This is a genomic window from Thalassotalea sp. Sam97 (assembly GCF_041379765.1).
Taxonomy (GTDB): Bacteria; Pseudomonadota; Gammaproteobacteria; order Enterobacterales; family Alteromonadaceae; genus Thalassotalea_A; species Thalassotalea_A maritima.
In genome coordinates this window covers 1,434,797-1,454,895 of the sequence record NZ_CP166919.1, presented here as the reverse complement: position 1 = coordinate 1,454,895, position 20,099 = coordinate 1,434,797, and the positions used below count along the sequence as shown (strand labels likewise).

The window sequence follows — 20,099 nt, the reverse complement described above, 5'->3', positions numbered from 1 at the left end:
TATTTGGTGTGGTTTTGTGTTTATTGTTTAATCAATAACAATTCAACCTAATCGTGAACCAATATGTCTGTACCATACAATCACCATCATCAACATTAGCGCCCTGTTAAGTGAGATCTTAACCGTTATGGATAGGGCCAAGCTAATAGGACGCGGAATCGTGCATTAAGGGACACTAATAACCTAATGACACCCGGACATATAAATCAATACCAACAAAGTCCGAATGAGGCAAAAAGTAATTATAGGTGTATTTGGAAGTGTTTTAGAAAGTGTTGAAATACAAAAAAGGCCAGTGCATAGCACTGGCCTTTTCCACCGTTTGGGCTCTGTCTTAGCGACGGATGCCTAAACGTTGAATTAGATCTTGATAGCGAGCAACATCTTTGCGCTTAACGTAGTCAAGAAGCTTACGACGCTGGCTAACCATGCGAAGTAGACCACGACGTGAGTGATGATCGTGGATGTGCTTTTTGAAGTGACCTTGTAGGTGGTTGATTTGAGTAGTTAAAAGAGCTACTTGAACCTCTGGAGAACCAGTGTCACCTTCTTTAGTCGCGTATTCTGCAACGATTGCTGCTTTTTCTTGAGCTGATAAAGACATAATTTTACCTTAGTGTTAATCAGTGTTTAAACAAACCCGCAAGCCAAACACTAATTCAGCAGTGCGGAAAAGAGCGCGTATAATATCACGATTTAATGGCTATGCAAGCTATTTCGCGGTCATTGCCAAGGTATCGATTTAGTATCGCACTCTGTTATCTGTCAAAGCGTTTACGATGGATTGTGCTCAACCACTAAGCGCTTAGGCGCAAGTAAACCATCGTCGTTAAGTTCACCTACGCCGATAAACTGGCGTTCATCACCAAGGGTGATTTTTAACAAACCAGTTTCCATGAGTCCTGGTACCATCACGGGGTTACCGTGGCGCAAGTAGTGGCCTGATCCGCTATCTACGTTGACTTCTGGTAATTCATATACCGCAGTATCCATTGGTAATAGTAACGGATCCAGTAACGTAGATGGTTGCACACCCTGCTCTTTCGCAGTCGCTAATAACTGCTCTAATTGCTCAAGCGTAACCATTTTATCAACGGGATAATTACCAACCGTTGTGCGTCGTAACATACTGACGTGCGCACCACAGCCAAGCAACTCTCCTAAATCGTCAACGATTGTGCGAATGTAGGTGCCTTTGGATACGTGAATTTCCATATCCACTTCATCGTTTTCAAAGCGCATCAGATCAAGGCGGTACACTTCTATATCACGCGCTTCACGTTCGATAGTGATACCTTCGCGAGCATATTTGTACAAAGGTTGACCTTGATACTTTAACGCAGAGTACATTGACGGTACTTGTTTTGACTTACCACGAAAAGTATCTACTGCACGTAATAGTTGCTCGTCTGAAACGTTAACCGGTTTTTCACTAACGACCTCGCCATCAGCGTCGCTGGTGGTGGTACGAATACCCAGTTTGGCCGTAACAATATAAGTTTTATCGGTGTCTAACAGAAACTGTGAAAACTTAGTCGCTTCGCCAAAACAAATCGGTAACATACCCGTTGCTAATGGATCTAACGCCCCTGTATGACCAGCTTTGTTAGCAAAATAAATACGTTTTGCCGCTTGCAAAGCATGGTTTGAAGACATGTCATATGGTTTGTCTAACAACAAAACGCCGTCTACTTGACGGCCTTTTCTGCGTCTTGCCATGGCTAGTCTTCCTGATCCACGTCATCTTTATTCATTTTACGCTCATCTTCAGCGATAACTTGGTTTACAAGGTTGGTCATACGCACCCCTTCCACCAATGATTTATCATACTCAAAGCGTAACTGCGGCATAATGCGTGCGCGTAACGTTTTCGCTAATAACGAACGAATATAACCAGCCGCATCATTCAAAATAGCCAACGCATCTTTGATCTTATCATCGTCAATATTGAAAAATGTCACAAACACTTTTGCGTAGGCTAAGTCACGGCTAACGTCGACTGCCGATACTGTTACCATACCAAGGCGAGGATCTTTCACTTCACGCTGGATAATTACCGCAATTTCTTTTTGGATTTGTTGCGCCACCCGATCGGTACGGGAAAATTCTCTGGCCATTGTGTTCTCCAATTAAAAATACCTGAGTTTGTACACTACAGGCAAAAATAGGGGCTTAGCCCCTATTTTTATCGTTAAATTGAAACGCGATTAAAGGGTACGTGCCACTTCAACGGTTTCGAATACTTCGATTTGGTCACCAACACGAACATCGTTGTAGTTCTTAACACCGATACCACACTCAGTACCTTTACGAACTTCGCTAACGTCGTCTTTAAAGCGACGTAGTGACTCAAGTTCACCTTCGTAAATTACAACGTTTTCACGTAGTACACGAATCGGCGCACTGCGCTTGATGATACCTTCGGTAACCATACAACCTGCGATAGCGCCAATTTTTGGTGACTTAAATACATCACGTACTTCAGCTAGACCAATGATCTCTTGCTTAAATTCAGGTGCTAACATACCACTCATTGCCGCTTTCACTTCGTCAATTAGCTGGTAAATAACACTGTAGTAACGTAAATCGATATTCTCAGATTCTACAACTTTACGCGCTGCTGCATCGGCACGAACGTTAAAGCCTAGAATAATCGCATTTGACGCTGCAGCTAAGGTTGCATCTGTTTCTGTGATACCACCGACACCTGAACCAATGATTTTCACTTTAACTTCGTTTGTTGAAAGTTTAAGTAGTGAATCAGAAATCGCTTCTAGAGAACCTTGTACATCAGATTTTAGAACGATGTTCACTTCAGCCACATCACCTTCCGCCATGTCAGTAAACATGTTTTCAAGTTTTGCTTTCTGTTGACGAGCAAGTTTCACATCACGGAATTTACCTTGACGATATAAAGCAACTTCACGTGCTTTACGCTCATCTTTAACAACGGTAGCTTCATCACCTGATTGTGGTACACCTGATAGACCTAAAATCTCAACCGGAATTGATGGACCAGCATCTTTAATGCTGCGACCTAATTCGTCACGCATGGCACGAACACGACCGTATTCAAGACCACACAATACGATGTCACCTTGCTTCAGTGTACCTTCTTGTACAAGAACAGTAGCAACTGGACCACGACCTTTATCAAGTTTAGACTCAATCACCACACCGCTTGCCATTTTGTCGACAACCGCTGTTAGTTCAAGAACCTCGGCTTGAAGTAGTACCGCATCAAGTAGCTCATCAATACCCATACCTGATTTTGCTGATACTTTAACAAACTGTACATCGCCACCCCAGTCTTCAGGGATAACATCGTGTTGAGCTAACTCGTTCATAACACGATCTGGATCTGCAGTTTCTTTATCCATTTTGTTAACAGCGATAATGATCGGCGCTTCAGCAGCTTTAGCATGCTGAATTGCTTCGATTGTTTGCGGCATTACACCGTCATCGGCTGCAACAACAATGATTACAACGTCGGTCGCTTTTGCACCACGTGAACGCATCGATGTAAACGCTGCGTGACCTGGGGTATCTAAGAACGTAACCATACCTTTGTCAGTATCTACGTGATACGCACCGATGTGCTGAGTAATACCACCGGCTTCGCCTGCAGCAACTTTCGCTTCACGAATGTAATCAAGTAATGACGTTTTACCATGGTCAACATGACCCATGATAGTAACAACTGGTGCGCGTGTTACCGCTTCACCGGCATCACCACGATCTTCAAGTACCGCTTCTTCTAATGCATTCTCTTTTACTAGAACCGCTTTATGACCCATTTCTTCACAAACTAATTGCGCTGTTTCTTGGTCAATTACTTGGTTAATGGTTGCCATAGCACCCATTTTGAACATCACTTTTACAACTTCTGCGCCTTTTACAGCCATTTTATCAGCAAGTTCAGCAACAGAAATTGTTTCACCTAAACGCACTTCACGTTTGATGTCTTTGGCCGGCTTTTGGAAGCCGTGCTGCAGTGACGTTGGTGCACTTAACGTGCCCTTTTGTCTGCCACGACCAGCGCGTCCACGTGCAGAAGTATCATCTTTACCGCCTTTTTTCTTCTTCTTACGACGGTTTTTCTTCTCTTCTTGCATGTCCGCTTGATCTTCAGCTTCTTGTGCATAAGCAGAAGATGTTACATGAACAACTTCTTCTTCTTTTGCCTTACGCTCTTTTTCTTGCTCTTTCCAACGGGCTTCATTTTCTTCAGCAAGACGTGCCGCTTCTTCAGCTGATTTACGTGCTTCTTCTTCAGCTTTTGCTGCAGCTTCCGCTTCTTGTGCTAAACGAATCGCTTTTTCTTCTTCGTTTTCAACTTTAGGCTCAGATTTTTCGATTTGCTCTGCTTTAGCTTGAGCAGCAGCTTTCGCTTTAGCTGCAGCTTCGGCTTTCGCTTTGGCGTCTGCTTCAGCCTTAGCTTTCGCTTCGGCCTCTGCTTTTGCTTTTGCTTCAGCTTCTAAACGAGCTTGTTCTTCGGCTTCCGCTTTTGCTTTCGCTTCGGCTTCTGCTTGTGCTTTTAGCTCTAGATCACTTGCTTTCACGTAAGTACGCTTCTTGCGCACTTCAACTTGAACTTGTTTTGCTTTTGAACCACTACCTACAGATAAAGTAGATTTTTTCTTGCGGTTCAATGTCATACGCGTTGGTTCCGCGTCTGAAGTGTCACCGTGCTGCTTTTTCAAGTGCTCTAACAGAGCTTGTTTCTCTTGCTCGGTTACATTGTCATCAGCGCTTTTTTTAATGCCAGCATCGGCAAATTGGGTTACCAAACGCTCTGCGTCGGTACCAATATCGCTAGCAAGTTGTTTTACAGTTACATCTGTCATTAATTCTTTTCTCCTTGCTTAGTTTATTCTTCGTTAAACCAGCAAATGTTTCGGGCAGCCATAATAAGCTCTGCCGCTTTTTCTTCGTTCAGTTCTTCGATGTCAGCGATTTCATCGACACCCTGATCGGCTAAATCTTCTAAGGTAATTACACCACGGCTTGCTAGAACGTAAGCCAAATGCTTATCCATACCTTCAAGGTTTAGTAAATCTTCCGCTGGTTCAGCGTTTTCAAGACTTTCTTCTGTCGCTAATGCTGCGGTAGTTAGCGCAGCTTTTGCTCGCTCACGAAGCTCTTCAACGATATCTTCGTTAAGGCCTTCGATTTCCAATAATTCATTCACTGGTACGTAAGCAATTTCTTCAAGTGACGAGAAACCTTCTTCTACTAACATGGTGGCGAAGTCGTCATCGATATCTAGCTTGTCAGTAAACAGAGTAATGACCTTGTCATTTTCTGCTTCATGTTTGGCTTTCATATCTTCAACCGTCATCACGTTCAGTTCCCAACCGGTTAACTGACTTGCTAGACGAATGTTTTGACCGCTCTTACCAATAGCCATTGCTAAGTTGCTCTCTTCAACCGCAATATCCATTGCGTGTCGGTCTTCATCAACAATGATTGAAGCAACTTCCGCTGGCGCCATTGCATTGATCACGAATTGCGCTGGGTTATCGTCAAACAACACGATATCAACACGCTCACCGCCTAATTCACCAGACACCGCTTGTACACGTGAACCACGCATACCAACACACGCACCAACTGGGTCGATACGCTTGTCATTTGACTTTACAGCTATTTTAGCGCGGCTACCGGGATCACGAGCTGCACCTTTGATTTCCAGCATTTCTTCGCCAATTTCAGGCACTTCAACGCGGAATAACTCGATTAACATTTCTGGTTTAGAACGAGACACAAATAGTTGTGCGCCGCGAGCTTCAGGGCGAATATCGTAAAGTAAACCGCGTACTCGGTCACCTGGACGGAATACTTCGCGAGGTAGCATATCGTCACGGAAAATAACCGCTTCAGCATTGTTACCTAAATCAAGAACAATCGACTCACGGCTGGCTTTTTTCACTACACCAGTGATGATTTCGCCTAACTGATCACGATATTCTTCAACAACTTTTGAACGCTCTGCTTCACGAACTTTTTGTACAATAACTTGTTTTGCCGTTTGCGTGGTAATACGGTCGAATTTAACCGATTCAATTTGTTCTTCAACAAAATCACCAATTTGAATTTCAGGCTCATCATATTGCGCAGCAGATAAGCTCATTTGTGCAAACGGGTTTTCCATCGCTTCTGGCGCGTCTTCAACAACTTGCCAACGACGGAACGTATCAAACTCGCCGGTTTTGCGATCAATTTCTACGCGGACTATAATATCGCCTTCATATTTTTTCTTAGTGGCAGTTTCAAGCGCTGTTTCCATCGCTTTGAAAATGTCTTCACGCGGCAATGCTTTTTCATTAGAAACTGCATCAACAACCAGTAAAATTTCCTTACTCATGCTATTAAAGCCTCACTTCTTTATTTTCAATATTTTGATGCGCTAGTCGTACTGCAAACACGGTTTGCGACTAGAGCTTAGCAATTAAATAGGCACGCTCGACATTACCAACAGGTAACTCGTAGTCTTGGCCATCAACAATAACAATTAAAGTGTCACCTTCAACTGCTTGTAGTTCACCTTTAAATTTGCGGCGACCATTGATTGGCATGCCTAGCTTCACATCCACTGTTTCACCAACCACTTTTTCAAAGTGGCTTTTTTCAAATAGAGGTCGATCGACACCAGGTGACGATACTTCAAGGTTGTATTCCGTACTAATCGGATCTTCTACGTCTAATACAGCGCTCACTTGACGCGATACTTCCGCACAATCGTCAACATTCACACCGTCTTCATGATCAATATACAAGCGCAATACCGAGTGCATACCGGCACTGATGTATTCAACACCTAATAGTTCCTTGCCAGTCATTTCAACAGCAGGACGCAGCAACTCAGTCAATTTTTGCTCAAATTTACTCAAAAACATTCTCCATAAACAAAAAATGGGCCCATTGGCCCAGTAATTATCTCAACCTTAAAGCTATTTTCTTTCACCAATGTAGGGCGCCAGAAAACAGTAGGTTTTATGGGTTTCGTATGACGTATCACTTACCAGTAACCAAATACGAAAAAGCCCCAATTCACACGGGGCCCTCTAAAACAACCCTCTGTGAACAGTAAAAGATAGCCGAGTAAGATTCGATTTATCTTATACAGGCCGTGAAACTTAGGATTTATGCTTTAGAGTTGTAAGCAAAAAATCATTCCACGTCAAAGCTGTGCAAAGTATATATGGATGAGAGTGAAAGAGCAATACCAAGCTTGAGTTAGTTTTAGCCAATGGTGTGATAATGGCAATCGATATGAGTTAGTTCAATGCCTTATGGTTGGCAAATTCTGATTATAAACTTGCTATGAATGAATCAGTGACAGACCACTCGCTGGTTACGATATAAGTTTATTCACATCACACTCGCAGATAAAAAGTAGTCCTAAGACATGACATAACGACAAACAAAAAATCTTCACCTACGTATTATTTGTTTCATTCGAATCGTGATTCTGGATTATAGCTGCTAATGGTATGAAAAGCTTATCGATTTTTTGAGGTGTAGACTGTGCTGAACGAGCATATTCTTAAAGGTTTCAATTATTTAAAAACATTCGTCCTAAAATGATTGGCATTAATCTAATTTACGTTCATAACCTTTGGGAGGAGGTGTCCAGCCTCGTTCTTCTGGGCTGTGCTTATCGAGTCGATCTGTTTGCATGCGATTGCGCAGAGTATCTTCCATCTTCATAAATAACGACTGAAAATCCGGATCAAACTGCTCCACTTCGCTGCCCCCTCGCCAAATCTCAAATAAGGCAGACGATGCCTCGCGTTCCGCTTTAATAAAGTGACGTTTTTTCTGCTCAACACTAAATGGGTGGAAGCCCATTGAATTTAACACTTCGCCGCCCATTTCCAGTGCTGAATGGTACGTTTCTGCCATGATATAGTCGGCACCAGCAAGACGTAGTTCATAGCTATGACCTTTATCAAACGAGCGCGCCATGACTTTTACGTGCGGATAGGTATGCTTAACATGATGTACTAGCTCTTTACATTCATCGCGGCCATCAATTGCTACAACAAATACTTTTGCATCTTCAATACCCGCAGTATGTAATAACTCCGGTCTGCTGGCATCACCAAAGTAACTTTTTATATTGATCGCCCGCATATTTTCGATTTGCGAGGCTTCACGATCTAGAACCACCGTATGGATACCATTTGAGGTGAGTAAACGATTGATTATTTGTCCAAAACGGCCAATACCGGCAATGATAACTTTACTGCTATCATCGATATCATCATATTGCTGGTCGTTAGCCTCTTGTTGATAACGGGGTAATATCACTTTATCAAATAAAATAAATAATACTGGCGTTAAAAACATCGATATCGCCACCACCATTTGTAATATAGCAACGAGCTCCGCCGGCAAGACACGGTTTTGCAGACTAAAGCTCAGTAACACAAAACCAAATTCGCCCGCTTGCGCTAGACTCAATGAAAGCAACCAGCGATTTGAGTCACGAATTTTAAAAATCATCGCCAAAACCCACAATACCAAGGCTTTTAAAAGCATAAGGCCTAAAGTTAAAGCGACAATAAGGGTAAAGTTTTCTAGTAAAATATCAAAGCTAATGCCTGCACCAACGGTGATAAAAAATAAGCCAAGTAATAAGCCTTTAAATGGTTCAATATTCGATTCTAGCTCGTGCTTAAACTCACTGTTCGCCAACACCACACCTGCCAAAAAGGTACCAAGTGCAGGAGACAATCCCACGAGGCTCATCAACGCAGCAATACCAATAACCAATAGTAACGCAGTGGCAACAAAAATTTCTCTTAAGCCTGAGTTTGCCACATAGTGAAATAATGGCCGACTTAAAAAATGACCGCCTACAATCACAACCGCAATACTGGCTATTATCGCTAAGGTATACGCCCATGCTGGTAAGCCTGCCACTAAATTAAACTCTTGGTGGTGATCGACTTCATTTTGTAGATGCAGCGCGGCATCGGCGACTTCCGGCATGGCGAGCAGAGGAATCAGTGCCAACATTGGTATAACGGCAATATCCTGCATAAGCAAAACAGAAAACGCATTCTGGCCGCCTTCGGATTTGGTGAGGCCTTTCTCATTAAAGGTTTGTAAAACTATGGCGGTTGATGACAAAGAAAATATCAAACCAATTGCCAAAGCGATGTTCCACGGTTGCCCTAACATCTGCGCTATGAGCGTAACTAACCCCGCGGTTAACACCACTTGCAACCCACCCAAGCCAAGTAAGCGATTGCGCATTTGCCAAAGCATTTTTGGCTCTAGCTCCAAGCCAACAAGAAAAAGCATCATCACCACACCGAACTCGGCGAAGTGCTGAATGGATACAGTTTCTTGACCAACAATACCAAGCACTGGCCCTATCAATACGCCGGCAATCAAATAGCCTAACACCGAGCCAAGCCCAAACTTCTTCGCTAATGGCACCATAATGACGGCAGAGACTAAGTAAATAAAGGCTTGAATGAAATAGACCGTCATCGTCGTACCTTAATCATCAATGGGGGGACCAGCAGGCTTTGCCACGATGGCGTCAGAGTTAGGCTCTGCGTTGACAGTATCGGTGATAAGATTCGTTAAGTCATCATTGAGGGTATTGAGATGTTGCGCCTTATTTATATCGAGAGTATTAAGGTGTAGTGCCCGCAAGAGCTGTTGCCAATGAGCAATGTGCGGCTCAAGTCGTTCGTCTTCGCTAGCCGAACGACTTGAAAATATGGCGAAGGGAGGTAAGTAATTCATCCCCGTCAATCGTGCCGTTTGCTCCAACGGTTGCAGTAGTTCGCGTACAGTGAAGTGATTATAACCTTCGGCACGATAGGCGTTTTCTGCACCGCCGGCACTGATCGCACACAAAAATGTTTTGCCATGCAGTGCAGTTCCTTTAGTGCCATAGGCAAAATTGTATTCTAGCACTAAATCTTGCCACTCTTTTAAAATGGAAGGCGTTGAATACCAATAAAACGGAAATTGAAAGATGATCACGTCATGCTCACATAAGCGCTGTTGTTCGCGATCAATGTTAATGTCAAAGCGCGGATATTCTCGGTAAATATCTACTGCCGTTACAAAATCCAACGCTGAGGCGTTGTCAAAAAGCGGTTTGTTAACCTCTGAGCGATGTGGTGAAGGATGAGCACACAGCAGCAAGATCTTTTTCATGAATAAACTGAGGTTAATTAGCGCTCTGTAATGCCTCAAATAACTCGTCTTTTAACACTGCTCGATCATGTTTTAACTGGTGCATCGCCTCGTCATCGATAGGTGCATTATTAAGCTCTAACACGCGAATTTCTTTATCGAGCTCATTATAGCGTTTGTTTTTCTCAGAAAATTGCGGACTATCCGCCATTAATTTCTTTATTACCTCACTAAACTCTGGGAAGTCATCCAATAGCGAGTGTTTTTCACCTAACATATGCTTTCTCCAAATTAATTGTTACCTAACAAGAATGACGAAACGCACCAGATCGTCTTCGTAAGTTGAGTATAGACAGGAATTATCATTAGGGTAATTCGCCTGCTTATTCTTTAGCTAATTATGCTTATCACAGATAACTAACCTATACCTTATAGGTATCTGTAATTACTTGTTAACTTGTTAGAACGGAGATCTTTATGTCATCAGGAAAGTGCCCTATCGCCCACGGCGCATTAACCAAAAACGAACAGTCAAATGATAGTTGGTGGCCGACAACGTTGAATCTAGATATTTTGCATCAACACGATCAGAAAACCGATCCTATGGAAGCCGACTTCGATTACCAAGAAGCAGTTAAAAGCTTGGATTATGCTGCATTAAAAGCAGACTTAACCGCCCTGATGACCGATAGCCAATCTTGGTGGCCTGCGGATTGGGGACACTATGGTGGATTGATGATCCGTATGACATGGCATGCCGCCGGTAGTTATCGAATTGCCGACGGTCGTGGCGGTGCAGGTACCGGTAATCTTAGGTTTTCGCCTCTTAACTCATGGCCTGATAATGGTAACTTAGACAAGGCTCGCCGCTTGCTATGGCCAATAAAGAAAAAATATGGCAATAAATTGAGCTGGGCAGATTTAATTGCCTACGCTGGTACCTTAGCTTATCAATCAATGGGATTAAAAACCTTTGGCTTTGGCTTTGGCCGAGCCGATATTTGGCACCCAGAAAAAGATACATATTGGGGGTCAGAAAAAGAATGGTTAGCGCCGTCTGGTAGCGAAGGCACCCGCTATTCTGGCGAGCGTGATTTAGCAAATCCGCTAGCTGCTGTGATGATGGGCCTTATTTATGTCAATCCTGAAGGGGTTGATGGCCAGCCCGATCCACTTAAAACCGCGCATGATATTCGTGTAACCTTTGCTCGCATGGCAATGAATGACGAGGAAACCGTTGCTTTAACTGCCGGCGGCCACACGGTGGGCAAAGCACATGGCAATGGCGATGCAAGTATATTAGGTCCTGAGCCAGAAGGTGCTGAAATTGAAGATCAAGGTTTTGGCTGGCTTAACAAAAAAAGTCGCGGGATTGGACGAGATACCGTCACCAGTGGCATTGAAGGCGCTTGGACAAGCAACCCTACGGTATTTGATGACGGTTATTTTGAAATGCTCCTTAATTACGAGTGGGAATTAAGCAAAAGCCCAGCCGGTGCCAATCAATGGCGCCCAGTAGACATTAAAGAAGAGCATATGCCAGTTGATGTAGAAGACCCATCTATTCGCACCATGCCGCTGATGACGGATGCCGATATGGCGATGAAAATGGATCCGGATTATCGCAAGATTTCTGAAACATTCCATCAAGATCCAGAATATTTTAAAGATGTGTTCGCCCGTGCTTGGTTTAAGTTAACCCATCGCGATATGGGCCCTAAGTGCAGATACATCGGGCCTGATGTACCTGATGAGCAACTTATTTGGCAAGATCCCGTACCAAGTGGCAATAGCACATTTGATATAAGCCAAGTAAAAGCGGCGATCAATAATACCGACCTGTCGATAAGTGATTTAGTCACGACCGCTTGGGATAGTGCCCGAACCTTCCGCCAATCGGATAAGCGTGGTGGCGCTAACGGTGCTCGTATTCGCCTTGCACCACAAAAAGATTGGCCGGGTAATGAACCTGGTCGCTTAGCTCGGGTACTAACCACACTAGAACCCATAGCGCAAAATGCCAACGCCAGTTTGGCGGATATTATAGTTCTTGCCGGTAATGTTGGTATCGAAAACGCCGCCAGTCGAGCAGGATTTAACATTACTGTGCCATTTACACCAGGTCGTGGCGATGCAGAACAAGATATGACCGATGCCGAATCGTTTTCGGTACTTGAACCACTGCATGATGGCTTTCGCAACTGGATAAAAGATGACTATGTGGTAACCGCTGAAGAAATGCTACTCGATAGATGTCAACTGATGGGACTCACCGCCCCGGAAATGACTGTTTTGCTTGGCGGTATGCGTGTATTGGGTTGCAATTACGGTGGTAGCAAGCACGGCGTGTTAACCCAAAGCGTTGGCGCCTTAAGCAATGATTTCTTTGTAAACTTACTGGATATGAAATATCAATGGCAACCTGATGGCGATCATTACCTGGGCATTGACAGAGACAGCGAAAACGTTGTTTGGTCTGCGACGCGTGTTGACCTTGTTTTTGGTTCAAACTCCATCTTGCGAGCTTACGCAGAACATTATGCACAAGATGACAACAAGCAAAAATTTGTCGATGACTTTGTTCGCGCATGGACAAAAGTGATGAACGCAGATCGCTTCGACCAGTGACGCTAAGCCAGCATTATTGAGCTCGAGTTATTGAGCGCAAATGTTCAACACTAAGTGTTAAGCGCTAGATAAAAAGCCTTATCGGTATCTAGCGCTTAATCTGCAAAACTGCAGCACGCCACTTATTTCACTACCTTCTTTCTTTGTTGCCTACCGTTACTTGTCTCGGCAACAAAATAGCGTGGCTAATATCTTGCTTTTTAAGAAAAAATATCATTTAGTTATCAATAACACGTGACATAATAAACTCACGACCAAGTACCCCAACAATACGCTAGATAAACCACGACATTTTTGAGCTATCTATGAACAATCAAGCATTACAAGAATATGACTTTAACTTGCAACAGCAAGCCAAATATACGCAAGATTGCCAAGAGAAAAACATCTGTCGTTGGTTACACCTTAATTACACCGATGTGGATACAAAACAGCAACTTGAGAAATTAGCGCTCAATAGTATGGTTGTCGATGCACTGCTTTCGGAAGAAACCAGACCGCGAGCGAATTTAATTGACGAAGGTCTTATCGTCTCTCTGCGCGGCATTAATTTAGCAAAAAATTCCGACCCTGAAGACATGGTGTCGATTCGAATTTTTATGACTGCTGATGATATTGTGTCGACTGGCAGGCGGCGCCTAGTGTCGCTCGAGAGCATTGCCGATGATATACACCATCAGCGTGGTCCAAGGTCGCCAAGCCATTGGCTGGTTGAATTGATATACAACCTAAATGACAACATGGCGGGTACCGTGCATTTTATCGAAGAAACACTGTCAACATTTGAAGATGGCGTTATTGACAACCGACAGACGATATCCCAATCAGATCTGGCTAATCTTCGTCGACAAATTATATCCATTCGGCGCTACCTTGGCCCGCAACGTGATGCTTTACTCGTTTTAATCAGCGATAAGAATAAGCTGATAGAGCAAGAGCAAAAAGCTGAAATACGAGAAGCACTTAACCACCTGCAGTTATATATTGAAGAGCTCGATTTATGTAAAGAGCGTGCCAATGTATTACAAGAAGAAATTAACGTCCAATTAGGCCAAACCATGAATAATCGTATGTATGTCTTGTCGATTGTTGCCGGAATTTTCTTACCCTTGGGCTTTTTAACCGGTTTACTTGGCATTAATGTCGGGGGTATACCTGGCATGGATGATCCTAACGCATTTTATATTGTCACCCTAATTTTGCTGGTGATCACAGGATTGTTGATGCTGTTACTTAAGAAGAATAAGTGGTTGTAGGGACTGTTTATAAGCTCCCCCCGAACAGACCTTGTAAGCACCTATCCCTCTGTTACTGTCTCGGCTCCTTTATCTCGGCTCCTTTGGCATACCTAAACCACGTTCAGCAATAATATTGCGCTGAATTTGATTGGTACCACCATAAATGGTATCCGAACGACTAAATAAATACAGCGCCTGCAGGCGGCTAAGCTCATACGGCGAGTTAACTAACAATTGCCCTTCAGGCCCCAACATATCTATGGCTAATTCACCAAGTGCACGGTGCCAGGTCGACCAAAAGAGTTTATAAACCAAGGCCTCTTTTTGCAGAGCACCATCACTGTTTTGCCCAGAAAGCATACGCATGGCGTTATAACGCATGATCTTAAGTTCCGCATGCGCTTTGCCGATACGCTGTCTGATCATGGGATCTTGTGCCATGCCGTTTTGTTTGCCTACCTCAATAATGGCGTCCAATTCATTTTGAAATTGCATTTGCTGACCCAAGGTTGATACACCCCGTTCAAACCCTAACAAGCCCATGGCGATTTGCCAGCCCTGACCCGGTTCGCCAACAATGTCATCGTCACCACACTCGGCATCCTCAAAAAATACTTCATTAAATTCTGAGGTCCCGGTGAGTTGCTGAATGGGACGAATATCAACCCCAGGTTGATCTAATTTCACGAGGAAAAAGCCCAATCCTTGGTGCGCTTGAGATTGTGGATCGGTACGGGCAATAACAAACGCGTAATCTGCTTCGTTGGCAAGTGATGTCCAAACTTTCTGCCCAGAGATACGCCATTTCTTGGTTTGTTTATCAAAGGTCGCTTTGGTTTTCACATTCGCTAAATCGGAGCCCGCGTTTGGCTCGGAGTAGCCTTGGCACCAAAATTCGGTACCAGCAACAATGCCCGGCAAATATTTTTGTTTTTGTTGTTCACTTCCAAAGGCGATAATAGTAGGACCTGCAAGGCCTTCACCAATATGGCCCATTCGCCCTGGTGCGCCGGCTCGCGCATATTCTTCGAAAAAAATGACTTGCTGCTCAATGGATAAGCCGCGACCACCGTATTGTTTAGGCCAGCCAACGCAAGTCCAACCGCTTGAGGCGAGCTTTTGCTCCCATCGTTTACGCAGCTTGACAAAGGCGTGCTCATCACCCGGACCACCGCGATATTTCAACCTAGCAAATTCGCCAACCAAATTATCATTTAACCAGTCGGCGATGTCAGTGCGAAACGCTTCATCTTGCATACTAAACGTTAATTGCATAGTTAATCCTTTGTCTGCTAGTACCCGAGTAACTGATCTGCAAGCTGTTCATAGTGATGATTGCTATTCCCTAAAAAAAGCTGTGATGCTTTTGCGCGTTTAAAATATAAATGCACATCAAATTCCCAAGTAAAACCTACACCACCATGCATTTGCAGGCTTTCGCTTGCATTATCATAGTAAGCGTTACTTGCATAGGCCTTAGCAATACTCGCCGCTTCTCTAAGCTCTTTGGCATTTGCTTTATGTAGCATAAAGTCGCTCGCCACACATGCGCCATAGTACACACCTGAACGAGCTACTTCACAGCGTAACATCATATCTGCCGCTTTGTGTTTTATTGCCTGAAAGCTGGCGATGGGGCGATTAAACTGGTAACGCTCTTTCGTGTAGTTAACGGTATTATCAAGCACTTGCTGAGCCCCACCGACTTGCTCAGCGGCTAAAGCGATATTGGCTAGTGCAATGCTATTAACCAGATGCTCGGCGCTTTTGCCCTCGCTGCCAATTAAGTTCTGGCGCGGCACAACAATATTGTTCAGTTTGATAAGCGCTTGTTTGCGGGTTTGATCCATGGTCGGTTGTAAACATCGCTCAACGCCAGTCATATTAGCAGGTACCATAAACAAACTGACGCCATCATCCCCTTCAGTGCCTATCTGCCGTGCGGCAACAATAATCACATCGGCAGTATGACCGTCGATAACATAGTGAAAGGTACCGTTGAGTTGAAAGCCATCTTGCCTCGTCTGATAGGTCGCTTGTACCGAGTTAGTTCCCCAATCAATCACATTACGGCTACCATCAAGACTAACAAATGCTAACGTGGCCGTTTGCTGACCACTGCATAAAGTAGGTATATAATCCGCTTTTTGTTGCGCCGTTGCCGCTAATAATAAGGTATTGGTGGCCATAACACTGCTTGCCAAAAATGGCGAACAATACAAATATCTGCCCATTTGCTCTAGTAGCAATACCAACTCGACATAACTTAAATTTAATCCTGCATATGCTTGTGGCACATGAACCGCTGACCAACCCAGCTCATTAGTGATATGTTGCCAATGCTCAAGGTTATAGCCGACACCAGATGCCATGGCACTACGCACAGACTCAGACGTGACTGAATCTTGTAAATACTTGATGGCCGATTGTTGGATCATGCTCTGCTCATCAGTTAGGGTGAACTTCATCAATGCTCCGCAGGTTAATATGAAATGTGGCAATTTAATCAACAATTAATAAGCGTAAAGCGGGTTCAATACATCGTCCATTTGCTCGATAGCTTGTGAATATCGACAATGCGAAGAGATAAATTCATTAACCATGGTTATGACTAATCGTTATAGCTATATAGCTAATTGTTGGGATAGGAATTTACGGCAGGTAAATGTATATCGCGTCATCTGTGACTTGGCATTGTGGTGTGATAAGTATCGCTAGGATCTGATGCGACATGACAAAATCATCAGCAGATTATGCTGCTCTCTTAATAGTCTGGCTTACGCAAATCATTTAGTTTAACTACTGCGAATAAACGCCAATAACCAGTCAACGAGCGTTGCCGTACTCAAAGGCTTGTCCAGCGTAGCTACCGCTTGCTTGCGAATATCTTCAGGAATAATTTCGTGGCGAAAATCCATTAACGCCTTAGCATATTCTGGCGTAAATTCTGGGTGACCTTGTAAGCCCAAAAAGTTATTGCCTATTTGAAACATAGAAATATCGCAATGTGAGTTACATGCCAATACTTGGCCGTTTTCAGGCAAGGAGAGCACTTGATCACGATGCGAAAGCAACATCGCAAACTCACTGGCTTTTGGCTGCATCCACGGTTTTGGGTTTACTACCCTTGATGTTTTAATACCCACACCCCAGCCCTTTTCAGATAATGTTACCTCAGCGCCGAGCGCATGAGCTATCATTTGATGGCCAAAACAAATGCCGATAAACTTTTTGTTGGCAGCAAACAATTGCCGCACAAATAGCATAAATTCGATGATCCAATCATCGCGCTCATATACCGAAGAGGCCGAGCCTGAGCTGAGAAATGCGTCGTAGTCGTCGATATTCTCAGGGTAGATACCTGCTTGAATATCGAATAGCGTTAGCTTAACGCGGGGGGCGTATTTAGCAAACATGGCCGTAAACATGTCAGCGTAATCACCACTAACATGGCGTAATTGCGGTTTCACATGATCACATAATAATAAAGCAATATGCATTACCACGCCCTTTGGTAAACCGCGAACAGATCATCACGATTAACGACGATAAGGTTGCTGTGATGGCATGGATCGGCAAAGGCTTTATCAGCGAGCATTGACAAATCAGACTCAGCAATATCTTGATGCTTTAAGCCAAAACGGATACCTAATTCAGTAAACCAGGTTTCACATGCTTGTGCCAACGAGTCACAAACCATGCCTTGCTCTGCAAACAACTGCTTTACCCGATTAATTTTACTGATTTGCTCAGCATCAAGGTTTACTTGTTGTTCAATAAAAGCCAATACATAGGGGAGTAACAAGGCATTGGCTAGGCCATGGTGGATATTAAATTCTGCTGATAACGGATGAGCAAGCGAATGGGTCATGCCTAAGCCTTTTTGAAACGCCGTTGCCCCCATGGTGGCAGCTAACTGCATCTGACCTCTGGCATTAATGTCTTGGCCCCGTTTAACACACGTTGCAAGGTGTGTTAAACAAAGACGCATCCCCTCAAGGGCGATACCATCCGCCATGGGATGAAAAACCGGGGCAAAGAACGCTTCAAGGCAATGGGTAAAGGCATCGATACCGGTTGCCGCGGTAATATGGGTGGGTAAGTTGACTGTTAACTCAGGAGCTAGCACGGCAATATCGGGCATTAATTGTGGCGCAAATATAATGGTTTTCTGACCACTGTCTCGCAATATGATAACCCCTGAGCGCCCTACTTCACTGCCAGTACCTGCGGTTGTTGGGATCGCATACAACGGCGGCATATCATTAACAATGAGTTTATCACCACCGAGCGCATCATCGTATTGCGCCAATGGCATCGGGTGCGTCGTCGCCACTTTTATTACCTTAGCCACATCCATAGGGCTACCGCCACCAAGGGCAATAATGCAGTCACAACGGTTATCTATAAATGTGGCGCGCCCCTGCTCAACATCTTGCTCAATCGGGTTGGCGTGAACATCAGCAAATATCACCACGTCAATGTGCAGCTCAATAACGTTAACAACTTGCTCAACTAAGCCAAGCTCGACTAGGGTGCGATCAGTAACTAATAATGCCTTTTTATGAGTTTTTTCATGTAAATAACGTGCAAGGCCAGCCAGAGCTCCGTCACCAAAATATATGGTGGTTGGAAAATTAAATTGCTGCATAAAATTCGTCCTTTTCCTTTCTGCCATCATATAATTTCAAAGTAGCGTTGCAATTGCCAATCCGTTACCTGACGCTCATATTCTCTCACTTCCCACATTCGTGTTGCAAAAAAGTGCTGACAAAATTCCTCGCCTAGTATCTCCCTAACCGCCTCACATTGGTTAAAATCACGGCTGGCATCACGTAAATTGGTAGCCAATTGCAAATGCTCAGGTAAATTATCTTCTTGCTCATAAGCATTGCCTAATAACGGCTCACTTGGTTGCAGCTGTTGCTCAATACCAAGTAAGCCAGAGGTGATCACCGCTGCTGCAACTAAATAAGGATTGGCATCGGCAGAGCCTAGGCGAAACTCAACCCGTTGCGATTTGGCACTATTGCCGATAACACGCAATGCGGTAGTGCGGTTTTCAATGCCCCAGGTCGCCGCGGTTGGCGCCCAAAAACCTTTGATTAGGCGTGTATAAGAGTTAATAGTTGGCGAACACAGCGCCAGCAATGGCTTTAAGTAACGTTGCTGGCCGGCAATATAATGGCGCATCGTTTGACTGATATGATGCTCGGCGTTTTCTTCAAAAAACAAGCTTTCACCCGATTGAGCGTTATATAGCGATTGATGTACATGACCACTTTGCCCCGGATAATCCATCGAGCACTTAGCCATAAAGGTCGCCATCAACTGCCGTTTTTGAAAAAAGCTTTTAGCAAAGGTTTTAAACAAGGCAGCTTTATCTGCCATAACCAACGCGTCGTCATAGGCGATTGCAGCTTCCCACACGCCAGGGCCAGTTTCACAATGAAGCCCCTCAATGGGAAAATTCATGCGCTGACAATAATCTAGAAATTGATGGTACAAATCAGAATTAGTATTAGCGCGCAGTAATGAATAGCCAAAATTGCCCTGTGTATAATGCGTTAAGTTTTGATAGTTTTTTTCGCGCGCCGATTCTGGCGTTTCATTAAACAGAAAAAACTCATATTCAAACGACAGTTTTACGCCAATATTCATGTCGCTGGCTTTCGCTAATACACGTTTTAAAACACTGCGCGGACAAATGGGGTGTGGTTGACCATCGTTGCTAACAAAGTCGACTAAATAAAATGGGATATTGTTCTCGTCGGGTAATCGCCGTTCACTGCTTAAATCGACTTGATACAAGGCATCAGGAAAACCCGTGTGCCAACCGGTAAATTCGGTATTGTCGTAGAGTTGGTCGTTCATGTCCCAACCAAGCACACAATCACAAAAGCCGGCACCATGTTCTAAAATCGACGCAAATTTTTCTAGGCTGACATATTTACCACGATGAACACCATCAATATCGGTGAAAGCCAGTTTTACCCATTTAATGCCTTCATGTTCAAGCTGGTTTATTTTTGTTTCTATCTTTGATGACATAGCCTACTCTCGATA

Annotated in this window: 16 protein-coding genes; 2 read left to right on the top strand and 14 right to left on the bottom strand. The window is 43.9% G+C overall.

All coding sequences use genetic code 11. From position 1 onward, the window contains the following. Nucleotides 1-334 precede the first annotated feature (334 nt). The 9 genes from rpsO to ACAX20_RS06370 form a co-directional block, all read right to left on the bottom strand. The gene (gene rpsO, locus ACAX20_RS06410; protein ID WP_371189322.1) at nucleotides 335-604 is read right to left on the bottom strand and encodes a 30S ribosomal protein S15; all 270 of its coding nucleotides are present in this window, start codon (nucleotides 602-604) and stop codon (nucleotides 335-337) included. Nucleotides 605-774: 170 nt separating this feature from the next. Further along, a complete protein-coding gene (gene truB / locus ACAX20_RS06405) occupies nucleotides 775-1,719 on the bottom strand; it encodes a tRNA pseudouridine(55) synthase TruB (protein WP_371189321.1) in 945 nt (314 codons plus the stop codon). 2 nt (nucleotides 1,720-1,721) lie between these two features. Continuing rightward, entirely contained in the window at nucleotides 1,722-2,117 is a 396-nt protein-coding gene (gene rbfA, locus ACAX20_RS06400; protein WP_371189320.1) for a 30S ribosome-binding factor RbfA, read from the bottom strand. Nucleotides 2,118-2,207: 90 nt separating this feature from the next. Continuing rightward, nucleotides 2,208-4,847, bottom strand: coding sequence for a translation initiation factor IF-2 (gene infB / locus ACAX20_RS06395; RefSeq protein ID WP_371189319.1), 2,640 nt, complete (start codon nucleotides 4,845-4,847; stop codon nucleotides 2,208-2,210). 23 nt (nucleotides 4,848-4,870) lie between these two features. After that, nucleotides 4,871-6,367 (bottom strand): transcription termination factor NusA, encoded by a 1,497-nt coding sequence (gene nusA / locus ACAX20_RS06390; protein ID WP_371189318.1) that lies wholly within the window; start codon nucleotides 6,365-6,367, stop codon nucleotides 4,871-4,873. Nucleotides 6,368-6,437: 70 nt separating this feature from the next. After that, entirely contained in the window at nucleotides 6,438-6,893 is a 456-nt protein-coding gene (gene rimP / locus ACAX20_RS06385) for a ribosome maturation factor RimP (protein ID WP_371189317.1), read from the bottom strand. A gap of 703 nt (nucleotides 6,894-7,596) precedes the next feature. Next, a complete protein-coding gene (locus ACAX20_RS06380) occupies nucleotides 7,597-9,507 on the bottom strand; it encodes a monovalent cation:proton antiporter-2 (CPA2) family protein (RefSeq protein ID WP_371189316.1) in 1,911 nt (636 codons plus the stop codon). A gap of 9 nt (nucleotides 9,508-9,516) precedes the next feature. Continuing rightward, nucleotides 9,517-10,188, bottom strand: coding sequence for an NAD(P)H-dependent oxidoreductase (locus ACAX20_RS06375; RefSeq protein WP_371189315.1), 672 nt, complete (start codon nucleotides 10,186-10,188; stop codon nucleotides 9,517-9,519). 13 nt (nucleotides 10,189-10,201) lie between these two features. Beyond that, nucleotides 10,202-10,444, bottom strand: a complete 243-nt coding sequence (locus tag ACAX20_RS06370; RefSeq protein ID WP_371189314.1) for a YdcH family protein — start codon at nucleotides 10,442-10,444, stop codon at nucleotides 10,202-10,204. Nucleotides 10,445-10,644: 200 nt separating this feature from the next. Between ACAX20_RS06370 and katG the strand changes: the two genes are divergently transcribed. Next, nucleotides 10,645-12,795 (top strand): catalase/peroxidase HPI, encoded by a 2,151-nt coding sequence (katG, locus tag ACAX20_RS06365; protein ID WP_371189313.1) that lies wholly within the window; start codon nucleotides 10,645-10,647, stop codon nucleotides 12,793-12,795. A 305-nt stretch (nucleotides 12,796-13,100) separates the two neighbouring features. Further along, nucleotides 13,101-14,051 (top strand): zinc transporter ZntB, encoded by a 951-nt coding sequence (locus ACAX20_RS06360; protein ID WP_371189312.1) that lies wholly within the window; start codon nucleotides 13,101-13,103, stop codon nucleotides 14,049-14,051. A 69-nt stretch (nucleotides 14,052-14,120) separates the two neighbouring features. On the opposite strand, the gene ACAX20_RS06355 is transcribed toward ACAX20_RS06360, so the two are convergent. The 5 genes from ACAX20_RS06355 to ACAX20_RS06335 all read right to left on the bottom strand — a co-directional run bounded on the left by ACAX20_RS06355 (nucleotide 14,121) and on the right by ACAX20_RS06335 (nucleotide 20,084). Next, nucleotides 14,121-15,308 carry an acyl-CoA dehydrogenase family protein gene (locus ACAX20_RS06355; protein ID WP_371189311.1) on the bottom strand — a complete coding sequence of 396 codons (1,188 nt, stop codon included), beginning with the start codon at nucleotides 15,306-15,308 and terminating at the stop codon, nucleotides 14,121-14,123. 17 nt (nucleotides 15,309-15,325) lie between these two features. After that, nucleotides 15,326-16,501: an acyl-CoA dehydrogenase family protein gene (locus tag ACAX20_RS06350; RefSeq protein ID WP_371189310.1), complete on the bottom strand. Its 1,176-nt coding sequence runs from the start codon at nucleotides 16,499-16,501 to the stop codon at nucleotides 15,326-15,328. 327 nt (nucleotides 16,502-16,828) lie between these two features. Next, nucleotides 16,829-17,533: a glutamine amidotransferase-related protein gene (locus ACAX20_RS06345; protein WP_371189309.1), complete on the bottom strand. Its 705-nt coding sequence runs from the start codon at nucleotides 17,531-17,533 to the stop codon at nucleotides 16,829-16,831. Then, entirely contained in the window at nucleotides 17,533-18,684 is a 1,152-nt protein-coding gene (locus tag ACAX20_RS06340; protein WP_371189308.1) for an iron-containing alcohol dehydrogenase, read from the bottom strand. The genes ACAX20_RS06345 and ACAX20_RS06340 overlap by 1 nt, the downstream gene beginning before the upstream one ends. A gap of 26 nt (nucleotides 18,685-18,710) precedes the next feature. Further along, a complete protein-coding gene (locus tag ACAX20_RS06335) occupies nucleotides 18,711-20,084 on the bottom strand; it encodes a glutamine synthetase family protein (protein ID WP_371189307.1) in 1,374 nt (457 codons plus the stop codon). Between the last annotated feature and the right edge of the window lie 15 nt (nucleotides 20,085-20,099).

What these genes read in the sequence shown, in the direction of transcription:
- rpsO (WP_371189322.1), bottom strand. Translation starts at nt 604, where the DNA reads ATGTCTTTATCAGCTCAAGAAAAAGCAGCAATCGTTGCAGAATACGCG.
- truB (WP_371189321.1), bottom strand. Translation starts at nt 1,719, where the DNA reads ATGGCAAGACGCAGAAAAGGCCGTCAAGTAGACGGCGTTTTGTTGTTA.
- rbfA (WP_371189320.1), bottom strand. Translation starts at nt 2,117, where the DNA reads ATGGCCAGAGAATTTTCCCGTACCGATCGGGTGGCGCAACAAATCCAA.
- infB (WP_371189319.1), bottom strand. Translation starts at nt 4,847, where the DNA reads ATGACAGATGTAACTGTAAAACAACTTGCTAGCGATATTGGTACCGAC.
- nusA (WP_371189318.1), bottom strand. Translation starts at nt 6,367, where the DNA reads ATGAGTAAGGAAATTTTACTGGTTGTTGATGCAGTTTCTAATGAAAAA.
- ACAX20_RS06380 (WP_371189316.1), bottom strand. Translation starts at nt 9,507, where the DNA reads ATGACGGTCTATTTCATTCAAGCCTTTATTTACTTAGTCTCTGCCGTC.
- ACAX20_RS06375 (WP_371189315.1), bottom strand. Translation starts at nt 10,188, where the DNA reads ATGAAAAAGATCTTGCTGCTGTGTGCTCATCCTTCACCACATCGCTCA.
- ACAX20_RS06370 (WP_371189314.1), bottom strand. Translation starts at nt 10,444, where the DNA reads ATGTTAGGTGAAAAACACTCGCTATTGGATGACTTCCCAGAGTTTAGT.
- katG (WP_371189313.1), top strand. Translation starts at nt 10,645, where the DNA reads ATGTCATCAGGAAAGTGCCCTATCGCCCACGGCGCATTAACCAAAAAC.
- ACAX20_RS06360 (WP_371189312.1), top strand. Translation starts at nt 13,101, where the DNA reads ATGAACAATCAAGCATTACAAGAATATGACTTTAACTTGCAACAGCAA.
- ACAX20_RS06355 (WP_371189311.1), bottom strand. Translation starts at nt 15,308, where the DNA reads ATGCAATTAACGTTTAGTATGCAAGATGAAGCGTTTCGCACTGACATC.
- ACAX20_RS06350 (WP_371189310.1), bottom strand. Translation starts at nt 16,501, where the DNA reads ATGAAGTTCACCCTAACTGATGAGCAGAGCATGATCCAACAATCGGCC.
- ACAX20_RS06345 (WP_371189309.1), bottom strand. Translation starts at nt 17,533, where the DNA reads ATGCATATTGCTTTATTATTATGTGATCATGTGAAACCGCAATTACGC.
- ACAX20_RS06340 (WP_371189308.1), bottom strand. Translation starts at nt 18,684, where the DNA reads ATGCAGCAATTTAATTTTCCAACCACCATATATTTTGGTGACGGAGCT.
- ACAX20_RS06335 (WP_371189307.1), bottom strand. Translation starts at nt 20,084, where the DNA reads ATGTCATCAAAGATAGAAACAAAAATAAACCAGCTTGAACATGAAGGC.